Origin of the sequence: Pseudomonas sp. PDM32, from assembly GCF_019219225.1 — a bacterium.
In the GTDB taxonomy this organism is placed as follows: domain Bacteria; phylum Pseudomonadota; class Gammaproteobacteria; order Pseudomonadales; family Pseudomonadaceae; genus Aquipseudomonas; species Aquipseudomonas laurylsulfatiphila.
Genome location: NZ_JAHUWE010000026.1, coordinates 1 through 10,687, shown reverse-complemented (window position 1 = coordinate 10,687; position 10,687 = coordinate 1). Strand labels below are relative to the sequence as shown.

Annotated in this window: 4 protein-coding genes, 1 rRNA gene and 1 pseudogene; 3 read left to right on the top strand and 3 right to left on the bottom strand. The window is 60.4% G+C overall.

What is annotated here, in order from left to right:
• Nucleotides 1–187: 187 nt before the first annotated feature.
• Nucleotides 188–303, top strand: a 5S ribosomal RNA gene (gene rrf / locus KW846_RS29580).
• A 125-nt stretch (nucleotides 304–428) separates the two neighbouring features.
• Here the strand turns inward: rrf and KW846_RS29575 are convergent.
• Nucleotides 429–1,139: a GntR family transcriptional regulator gene (locus tag KW846_RS29575; protein ID WP_218486453.1), complete on the bottom strand. Its 711-nt coding sequence runs from the start codon at nucleotides 1,137–1,139 to the stop codon at nucleotides 429–431.
• A gap of 194 nt (nucleotides 1,140–1,333) precedes the next feature.
• On the opposite strand from KW846_RS29575, the gene lapG reads away from it, so the two are divergent.
• Both lapG and lapD read left to right on the top strand, forming a co-directional pair.
• Nucleotides 1,334–2,026, top strand: a complete 693-nt coding sequence (lapG, locus tag KW846_RS29570) for a cysteine protease LapG (RefSeq protein ID WP_218486452.1) — start codon at nucleotides 1,334–1,336, stop codon at nucleotides 2,024–2,026.
• 14 nt (nucleotides 2,027–2,040) lie between these two features.
• Nucleotides 2,041–3,987, top strand: a complete 1,947-nt coding sequence (gene lapD, locus KW846_RS29565; RefSeq protein ID WP_218486451.1) for a cyclic di-GMP receptor LapD — start codon at nucleotides 2,041–2,043, stop codon at nucleotides 3,985–3,987.
• Nucleotides 3,988–4,031: 44 nt separating this feature from the next.
• Here lapD and KW846_RS29560 read toward each other — a convergent pair whose 3' ends face one another.
• Together KW846_RS29560 and KW846_RS29555 are read right to left on the bottom strand one after the other, a co-directional pair.
• The gene (locus KW846_RS29560) at nucleotides 4,032–4,370 is read right to left on the bottom strand and encodes a hypothetical protein (RefSeq protein WP_015092944.1); all 339 of its coding nucleotides are present in this window, start codon (nucleotides 4,368–4,370) and stop codon (nucleotides 4,032–4,034) included.
• Nucleotides 4,371–4,516: 146 nt separating this feature from the next.
• Nucleotides 4,517–10,687, bottom strand: a pseudogene (locus KW846_RS29555) (LapA family giant adhesin); the annotation flags it as partial.

The window sequence follows — 10,687 nt, the reverse complement described above, 5'->3', positions numbered from 1 at the left end:
CATCCCGAACTCAGAAGTGAAACGATGCATCGCCGATGGTAGTGTGGGGTTTCCCCATGTGAGAGTAGGTCATCGTCAAGATTAAATTCCGAAACCCCAATTGCGAAAGCAGTTGGGGTTTTGTTTTAGTAGAAGTCACCAATTTTCACTGGCACGTTGATGTTCTAACGGGCTGGTCACAGAATTTCTTGACGACCATAGAGCGTTGGAACCACCTGATCCCATCCCGAACTCAGAAGTGAAACGATGCATCGCCGATGGTAGTGTGGGGTTTCCCCATGTGAGAGTAGGTCATCGTCAAGATTGAATTCCCAAACCCCTGTCTGCGTTAGCAGACAGGGGTTTTGTCGTTTCAGGGGTACTGAAAAGCCCGTTGTGGAGTCTCTCCACAACGGGCTTTCTCACGTCTTGTACTTGCCGCTGGGGGGTTACTTCGGTGTGTTTCTGGCCTGGACTTCAGGGCTGTTGAGGTAGCGCGTAATGACCTCGACCGCTCGGTTCAGGTGATGCTCGAGCAACTTCACGGAGCGTTCCACGTCCCGGTCCTTGGCGGAACGCAACAGTGCCTGGTGGTCGTCCTGGGACAGTTTGCCCAGGCCCATGGCTTCCAGGTTGAAACGCAGGAACCGCTCTTCCTCATTCAGGCCGTCTTCAACCAGTTTCAACAGCCGGCGATTGGGTGCTCGGCAGTAAAGCGTCATGTGGAACAAGCGGTTGAGCCGGCCGATTTCGCTGTAGTCGCTTTGCGTTTCGAGTTCGTTGATGTAGCGGGCAGCCTGCTCGAGATCTTCGTCCTGAAGCAATGGCACCGAGAGACGCAGGGCTTCGGACTCCAGCAGGATGCGCAGCGCGTAGGTTTCCACGGCGTCTCCCTGGACCAGCGGTGCGACCACGGCACCCTTATGGGCCACCACGTTGAGCAACGACTGTGCTTCGAGTTGGCGCAAGGCTTCGCGCACGGGCATGCGGCTGACGCCGAACAGGTCGGCGAGGTCCTGCTGGCGCAGGGCCGCACCACAAGGGATGCGCCCGTCAAGTATCGCCGCGCGCAGGGTTTCTTCGATCACCGAGCGAGCCAGATGTGCGGGAATCGGCCCGTTGACCTTGATACTGCTCAGAGGGTTGGGCTTTTGTGTCACTAAACGCACCCTGAATAATGATTTTTTTGGATCCAAATGACACTAGTGACTGCCTGACAGCTTGTCAAACAAGTGAACGAATGCCTTTCCTGCAGTTTAGCGCGCCGCCAGTGATCTCACCGTGCCATTGTCTTTTTCCGGACTAACCTTCACCATTCGAACGACTCTCTCCTGTCTACCCAGGATGCCTCGCATTGGCGGCATGTTTAACGATCCCCCGGTTTTTACGTTGGCTGTGCAGCGCATTGCTGCTGGCGGGCGTGATGCTGGGCAGCTTGAGTGCCGATTGGGACTTTTCCCTGATCAGCCGGCGGGCGCAGGCATTGTACGGATCTTTGGGAGAGGGTCAGCAACGCATTAACGATTGGCAGTATTTGTTGGCCAGTCAGAAGCAGATAGGCGAGTCGGAACAACTCAACGTGGTCAATCGCTTCTTCAACAAGCAGCTTCGATACGTTGAAGACATTGATCTGTGGCATGAAGTCGACTACTGGGAAACTCCGATCGAAGCCCTGTGGAAAGGCGCCGGCGACTGTGAAGACTACGCTATTGCCAAGTACTTCAGCCTGCGTCACCTCGGTGTAGCCAGTGAAAAGCTGCGTATTACCTACGTCAAGGCACTGACCCAGAACCGCGCGCACATGGTGCTGACCTACTACTCAAGTCCGGAGGCCGAGCCCCTGGTGCTCGACAGCCTGATTGATGCAATCAAGCCGGCCAGCCAACGAAAGGATTTGCTGCCGGTCTACTCTTTCAACGCAGAAGGATTGTGGTTGCCGGGTGCCAAAGGCAACAAAAAGGTCGGCGATACCAAACGTCTGTCGCGCTGGCAGGATGTGTTGAAGAAAATGCAGGCCGAAGGATTCCCGGTCGAGACGACTAACTAGGAGCACGTGCTCAGATGTCTTTGTTCAAACAGCTGTTGATTGCTATCTGTCTGTTCCTGGTGGTCGCCTTCACCGGCAGTTTCATGGTCAGCCTGGAGAGCTCGCGCACGCAGTACGTCAATCAGTTACGTTCCCATGCCCAGGACGCTGCGACCGCGCTGGCGCTTTCCCTGACCCCGAATATCGACGACCCGGCGATGGTCGAGTTGCTGGTCAGCTCGATCTTCGACAGCGGTTACTACGCGAGCATCCGTGTGGTCGATCTGAAGACCGACCAGCCCCTGGTTGAGCGCACGGGCATTCCGGCGGTCAACAACGTTCCGGACTGGTTCATCAAACTGATCGGCCTGGAGCCCGCCGGTGGTGATGCGATCGTCAGCCGCGGCTGGGAGCAGGCTGCCCGGGTCGAGGTCGTCAGCCATCCGATGTTCGCGCTGGCCAAGTTATGGCAAAGCGCCTTGGGCAGCCTGGGCTGGTTGCTGCTATGTGGCGCCGTCAGTGCGGTGCTCGGCGCGCTGTTGCTGCGCCAGCAATTGCGACCGCTGGATTACATGGTCCAGCAATCCCACGCCATCGCCCGACGGGAGTTCCTCAGCCTGCCGGAACTGCCGCGCACTCCCGAGCTTCGCCGGGTCGTGCAGGCAATGAACCAGATGGTCGAGAAGCTCAAGGCGCTGTTCCAGGAACAGGCCGAGCGTAGTGAAAAACTGCGGGTCGAGTCCTATCAAGATTCGTTGACCGGGTTGGCCAACCGACGCTATTTCGAGATGCAACTGAATGCGCGCGTGAGCAACCCGGAGCAGGCCAGCTCCGGTTATCTGCTGCTGTTGCGGGTCAAGGATCTGGCCGGCCTCAACCAGCGTCTCGGTGGCCAGCGCACCGATGAAGTGCTCAAGGCCGTCGGTGAGCAACTGACTCGCGAGTGCGCCAAGTACCCGGAAACCCAGAACCTGGTCACCCGTATCCGTGGTGGCGAATTTGCCGTGCTGGCGCCGGGGCTGGTGCGCGAAGAAGCGCTGCAACTGGCGCAAAATCTCGATAGCGCCCTGGCCAGTCTGCACGCTACCGGCGCCACTGATGTGGCTGCCGTGGCGTCTATCGGCCTGGCACCTTTTGCTCACGGTGACTCGCCGCAAGCCGTGCTCAGCCTCGGTGATCAGGCGTTGGCCCAGGCCGAAGGTCAGGGCGAGCAAAATTGGGCCTGCCTCGAACACAGCCTCTCGGCCAGTGTCGGCGACGATCACCACGCCTGGCATCAGATGCTCGACCAGGCGCTGACACAGCGGCGCTTCGAGCTGTATTTCCAGCCGGTAGTGGCCGCCCAGGACACGCAACTGGTACTGCATTACAAAGTGCTGTCGCGACTGCTCGACGAGCACGGCCAGAGCATCCCCGCCGGGCGTTTTCTGCCATGGCTGGAGCGCTTCGGCTGGACCGCGCGCCTGGATCGGCTGATGCTCGAACGGGTGTTGGCGCAAATGAGCGAGCATGAGGAGTCGCTGGCGCTGAATCTGTCATCGGCGACCCTGGGCGACCCGCAGGCGCAAAACAAAATCTTCGAGCTACTGCGTGCGCACTCCAACCTCGGCCCGCGTCTGACCCTGGAGATTGGCGAAGAGCAACTGCCTGATCAGGCAGTGTTGGAGCAGTTGACCCGGCGCCTGCGCGAACTCGGCTTCTCACTGAGCCTGCAACGTTTTGGCGGACGCTTCAGCATGATCGGCAACCTGGCGCGGCTCGGGCTGGCGTACCTCAAGATCGATGGCAGCTACATTCGCTCGATTGACCTTGAGAGTGACAAGCGCCTGTTCATCGAGGCGATCCAGCGAGCGGCGCACAGCATTGATTTGCCGCTGATTGCCGAGCGGGTCGAGACGGAAGGCGAGTTGTCGGTGATTCGCGAGATGGGGCTATACGGTGTGCAGGGCCAGTTGTTCGGCGAGCCCAAGCCCTGGCGCTGATTCGATCGCTCCCACGCAGGGCGCGGGAGTGATCGGAGGGGGCGTCAGATCAGCCCGGTCTCTTCATCATCGATCAATTGGCTTAAGCCACCCAAGGCTTCACGGGCCTGGTTTCGGTCCATGAGTTTGGCCTGGGCCGCCGTCGGCAGATCGGTGACGCGGATCACGCCTTTCTGGGTCAGCACCTGAATCAAGTCATCGAGTACCCGGATCATTTCCAGGTCGCTTTGCTTGAGCTGTTTGAGGCTGTTCTCCACCGCCGCATTGGCAAACCAGGCCTGGATTTCATGATTGTCGGCCGGCAGCGTTTCAGTGGCCTCGGCGTAGGCGGCGGGTTCCACGCGTACCAACAGGCCCTGCGCATCGCGTTGCACGTAAAACATAGAGCATCCCTCAGAATTGAACCAGCGTCATGCTGTCAGCAGCATAGGTCAACTGCGCGCCAGTATGTGGCGCAGCGACGAAATCGTCACCGGGCAGTGGGCACAAACGTGACGACCGCCCCAGAAGGGGCGGCCGCTTTCATGCATCAGCTGTTGTTGTGATCGATTTTGATGGTTGGGTCGCTACCGGCAATCAGGTTGTGCAGGTTGGCGCTTGACCAGTTGTTGCCCTCCAGCTTGATCGTCACGTCCGGCGTGGCGGCTGCGGCGTTGCCCGAGTTGAACTGACCGGTCGAGCTGACTTGCAGCGACGACACGCCATCGACCGTGGTGATCTTCAGGAAGTTGTCGATGGTGCTGCCGGTTTCGCCCTGCAACAGATCGCGCAGGTCGATCCGGTCGCCTTCGCTGGCCTTGAAGTCCTTGATCACGTCGGTGCCGGTGTCGCCCGCTTTCCAGACGAAGGTGTCGCCACCGGAACCACCGATCAGGATGTCGTTGCCCTGTCCGCCCATCAACGTGTCGTTGCCGGTGCCGCCGAGCAGGATGTCATTGCCCTTGCCACCGTCGAGGTTATCGTTACCACCCGAGCCGAACAGGATGTCATTGCCCGCACCGCCCAGCAGGGTGTCGTTGCCATCATGGGCACCGGACACATCGAACGCGTTGTAATGTTCGGTGATGTACTGGTGCACGTTGCTGGTGGTGACTTTGCTGATTTCCACGCCGGATTGCTGCGCCACGAAGGCTTGCATGGCCTGGTAACCCTCACCGGCAATGCCGTTGAAACTCACCAGGTCGCCGAACAGGATGTCGTTGCCTTCGCCACCGTTGACGGTGTCGTGACCCGGCATCGTCGCTTCGGTATGGCCGATGATCGAGTTGGCCAGATCCTTCGGATCGATGTTGGTTTGTGGCGTTTGATTCGAGTCGTACGGCTTCAGGTCGTTGAGGCTCACTCCGCTGTTGAGGCCAATGGCCTCGACATTCGACAGGTTGCTCAGCAGTGCAAAGCTGCCGGTGGAGTTGCTGGTGGTGTCCCAGTCGGTGCTGTTGCCGTCGCCGTCACGACCCGAGAACTCGTAGGTACCGTCACCCTGGGCATGCAGATAGCCGAAGTCCTTGGATGACCAGCTACCTCCGTTGCCGTTGCCGTTGCCGTTGCCGTTGCTGCTCTTGGTCCAGACCGTCACGTATCCCGAGGCGGTAATGTCGATCTGGTGCGTGCTGTCGGGGAACAGGCTGATCGCTTTACCCAGCTGATAGTTGCTGGTAGTGATCAGGCTATCGAGTGTTGTGCTGCCATACAGGGTCGGGTTAGTCGACTCGCCGCTCTGGTAGTAAGTCGGCTTGCCGTCAGTAATGAAATACGTGAGGTTCTTCGCCCCGGTATTGGCCACGGCGTCCGCACTCTGGAACCAGTTGGCCGTGGTTTTGAACACGTCCTCGTAGTTGGTGCCGCCGCCGGATGACATCGAGTCCAGTGTCGCCTTCAACTGAGTCAACGCATTCGGGTCTTTGAGGTTCACCGACACCGACTTGTTGACCTGGGTGTCGAAGTCCACCAGGAAGATGTTCACCGTACCCGAGTTGCTGCCCAGGCTTTGCTTGAGGGTGTTGAACACCGACGTTAGTGAGTCCTTGGCAGAGTTGATCGACGAGGAGCTCATACTGCCGGAGCTGTCGACCATGAACGCGATGTTGTAGTTGGTGCCCGGCACCACGGTCAGGCCGCCGATGTCGGCGACGATGATGTCATTACCGTCGGTGCCCGAGAGGGTGTCATTGGCTGCAGTGGCAGTGATGGCGTTATAGACCGTCGGGTACACGGTCACGGGGATTTGCGAAGTGCTGCTGACCGAACCGCCCAGGGCCTCGGTGGAGGTCGAGGTCACGGTCAGGTTGAACTGTCCGTTGTAGTACGGTGGTGGAGTGACAGACAGAGAGCCGAGGCTCCAGCCCGTCACGTTGGCCTCGCCACTGGTCGCGGTGACCGTGAAGGTATGTCCCGCGCCGTCGGTGAGCACCGAACCGACTGGCATGCCGCTGACTTTCAGGCTCAGGCTTTCCGAGCCGTCGGTGTCGGTCATCGCGGTGGTGATGGCGGACAATTTCACACTGGTGCCTTCGGCGCCGGTATTGAGTTTGTAGCCGTCGTAGTAGCCTTCGCCATTGGTGCCGTGCAAGTCGGACACGGTCACGCCGGCATTCACCAGATCCGTCACGCCGGTGTAAATCGGTACGCCGGCACTGCTCAGGTCGATCGGCGTGCTGCCATTGACCGACAGGTTGACGTCATAGCTGCCCGGGCCGCTCTGGTTATGGTGGTAGATGTCCAGGGTGTAGTAGCCGCTGGTGGTCGGGGTGAACGAACCATTGAGGTTGCCGCCCGCGCCCCACGTAATCGCGGCTACGTTCTTGCCGCCGATGGTTACCAGCAGGCTGTCATCACCGGTACCGCTGAAGGTGTAGGTCTTGCCGGCTTCGAGGTAGATCAGGCCAGAGGTTTTCGAAGCCGTACCGGCGGTCACACTACCGTCGGACTGCACGTTGGTCACGGTGCCTTTGGAGTTCGGTGTGCCTGCGGCGTCGATCACGTTTTTCAGAGTGGTCGAGTCCGCACCGTTGCCGCTGGTGCCCAGGCCCGACAGACCGGTCCAGACTTCCTTGATCAGCCCGGTGGACTTCACGCTGTTATCGGCAACGCTCAGGGTCGGCGCATCCGCCACCGGGGTGATGTCGATCTTGATCGTGCCGGTGTTGCCCAGGGCCTGGCCGTCGGTTGGCTGGAACTTGATCTGTGCGTAGTCGGCCTGGTTGTTGCCCAATCCGGTACCGCCATATCCGTCCACGCCCGACTCGTTGGCATCCGGCGTGAAGCGCAGTTTGCCAGCGTCGATATCAGCCTTGCTGAACGTTTGGTTGGTGGCGACATCTTTCCAGGTCGAACCGTCCAGATACTGCAGTTTGCCCTCGCCCGGAAGTTGGGTGATTTTCACGCCCAGGCTGGCGGCCGGACTGTCGACGTCGCTGACACCGAAGGTCGACCAGCCGAGAATCAGCGGCGTGTCTTCGGTGCCGATGACGTTGATCGGTGCTGCGACCGGTGCGTCATTGACCGCCACCACGTTGACCGTGGTGGTCGCGGTGTTGGAGTAGTTGCTGCCATCGGTCACCGTCACGGTGATGGTCCGGGGTACGGTGCTCGGGTTTTCACTGTTGTTGGTGAAGGTGATGTTCTTGATCTGCTGCATGTAGTCGGCCAGCGTCGCGCTACCCGACAGGGTCAGGGTGACGGTGCCATTGGTGCTGTTGGCATTGATGGTGATGCCGTTGACGCTGTTGCCCAGGTTCAGCGCATCGCCGTCCTGACGGTTGGTCAGCACGATGGTCGCGCTGGTCAGCAGGGTGCTGTCCGGGTCGGTGATGCTCAGGTCGGTATCGCCGATCGACACGCCAGGACCGGCAGTGTTTTCGGTGAACGTCACCTTGTAGTCGGCCCCGGTGGTGCCGCTGGAGTTGTTGGCGTCGAGGTCCAGTGCTGGCGGTGCATCGTTGTCGATGATCGACGTGCTGACGCTGCCGTTGGACGCGCTGATCGCCAGGTTCTCGAAGTTGCCTCCGGTGGCCGAGTCAATCTTGACCACGAAGTTTTCGGTGCCTTCGGTGATCTTGTCATCGATGGTCGCGACGTTGAAGTTGGCACTGCTGGCGCCCGCCGGGATCTTCACGGTGTAGACACCGGTGAAGTCAGAACCGTCGGCGGCGGTACCACTGTAGACGATTTTCAGCGTCACTTCGGTCTGGGCCGGGTGAGTCAGGCTGACGGTGTAACTCGCAGTCTGCCCTTCGGTTACCGAGGTGCTGCCGCTGATGCTGACAGTGGTGGAGTCCTGGACGTCACTGACGCTGGTCGACACTGGCGTCTTGTCCATGCCGATGGCTTCAAGGTTGCCGCCGCTGGCGGTCTTGATTGATTCAGTAACGGTTGGCGCGCCAGTGTAGACGTCGTTGCCGACCGTGACCGGCAGGGTGCCGGAGCTTTGGCCAACGGCGATGGTGATCACCTTGCCGCTGTCCAGCGTGACGGTGACTGGCGTGTTATGCGCGGTAACCGGGGCACCATTTTTGTCGGTCAGGGTCGCGGTGTAGGTGATGGTGCCGTTTTCGTTGACGCTCGGGGTGGCGGTCAGGCTCACGGTGGTGGTGTCGTTGACATCGGTAACCGTGGTGCTGACCGGGGTCTTGATCGGGTTGATCGCTTCGAGGTTGCCACCCACCGCGTCCTTGATGGATTCAGTGACGGTGGTTGGACCGGTGTAGACGTCGTTGCCGACGGTGACCGGCAGGCTACCGGAGCTCTGACCTTCGGCAATGGTGATGACCTTGCCGCTGTCCAACGTCACGGTGACCGGACCGTTCTGCGCGGTGACCGGTTTGCCCTGGGCATCGGTCAGCGTGGCGGTGTAGGTGATGGTGCCGTTCTCGTCGACGCTCGGGGTCGCGGTCAAGGTCACGGTGGTGGTGTCGTTGACGTCGGTAACCGTGGTGCTGACCGGGGTCTTGATCGGGTTGATCGCTTCGAGGTTGCCACCCACCGCGTCCTTGATGGATTCAGTGACGGTGGTTGGACCGGTGTAGACGTCGTTGCCGACAGTGACCGGCAGGGTGCCAGAGCTCTGACCTTCGGCGATGGTGATGACCTTGCCGCTGTCCAACGTCACGGTGACCGGACCGTTTTGTGCGGTGACCGGTTTACCCTGGGCATCGGTCAGGGTCGCGGTGTAGGTGATGGTGCCGTTCTCGTCCACGCTCGGGGTCGCGGTCAGGGTTACCGTGGTGGTGTCGTTGACGTCGTTGACCGTGGTGGTCACTGGCGTTTTCACCGGATCGAGGGACTCGAGGTTGCCGCCGTCGGCCGATTTAATCGACTCGGTGACGGTGGTTGGACCGGTGTAGACGTCGTTGCCGACGGTGACCGGCAGGCTACCGGAGCTCTGACCTTCGGCAATGGTGATGACCTTGCCGCTGTCCAACGTCACGGTCACTGGGCCGTTTTGTGCGGTCACCGGCTTGCCTTGGGCATCGGTCAGGGTCGCGGTGTAGGTGATGGTGCCGTTCTCGTCCACGCTCGGCGTCGCGGTCAAGGTCACGGTGGTGGTGTCGTTGACGTCATTGACCGTGGTGGTCACTGGCGTTGTGTTTGGCGACACCAATTCCAGGTTGCCACCCACTGCGTCCTTGATGGATTCAGTGACGGTGGTTGGACCGGTGTAGACGTCGTTGCCGACAGTGACCGGCAGGCTACCGGAGCTCTGACCTTCGGCAATGGTGATGACCTTGCCGCTGTCCAACGTCACGGTGACCGGACCGTTCTGCGCGGTGACCGGTTTACCCTGGGCATCGGTCAGGGTCGCGGTGTAGGTGATGGTGCCGTTCTCGTCCACGCTCGGGGTCGCGGTCAGGGTTACCGTGGTGGTGTCGTTGACGTCGTTGACCGTGGTTTCCACCGGGCTCTTGATCGGGTTGATGGACTCGAGGTTGCCGCCGTCGGCCGATTTAATCGACTCGGTGACGGTGGTCGGGCCGGTGTAGACGTCGTTGCCGACGCTGACCGGCAGGCTGCCAGAGCTCTGACCTTCGGCGATGGTGATGACCTTGCCGCTGTCCAACGTCACGGTGACCGGACCGTTTTGCGCGGTGACCGGTTTGCCCTGGGCATCGGTCAGGGTCGCGGTGTAGGTGATGGTGCCGTTTTCATCCACGCTCGGGGTCGCGGTCAAGGTCACCGTGGTGGTGTCGTTGACGTCATTGACCGTGGTTTCCACCGGGCTCTTGATCGGGTTGATGGACTCGAGGTTGCCGCCGTCGGCCGATTTAATCGACTCGGTGACGGTGGTTGGACCGGTGTAGACGTCGTTGCCGACAGTGACTGGCAGGCTACCGGAGCTCTGACCTTCGGCAATGGTGATGACCTTGCCGCTGTCCAACGTCACGGTGACCGGACCGTTTTGTGCGGTGACCGGTTTACCCTGGGCATCGGTCAGGGTCGCGGTGTAGGTGATGGTGCCGTTCTCGTCCACGCTCGGGGTCGCGGTCAGGGTTACCGTGGTGGTGTCGTTGACGTCGTTGACCGTGGTGGTCACTGGCGTTTTCACCGGATCGAGGGACTCGAGGTTGCCGCCGTCGGCCGATTTAATCGACTCGGTGACGGTGGTTGGACCGGTGTAGACGTCGTTGCCGACGGTGACCGGCAGGCTACCGGAGCTCTGACCTTCGGCAATGGTGATGACCTTGCCGCTGTCCAACGTCACGGT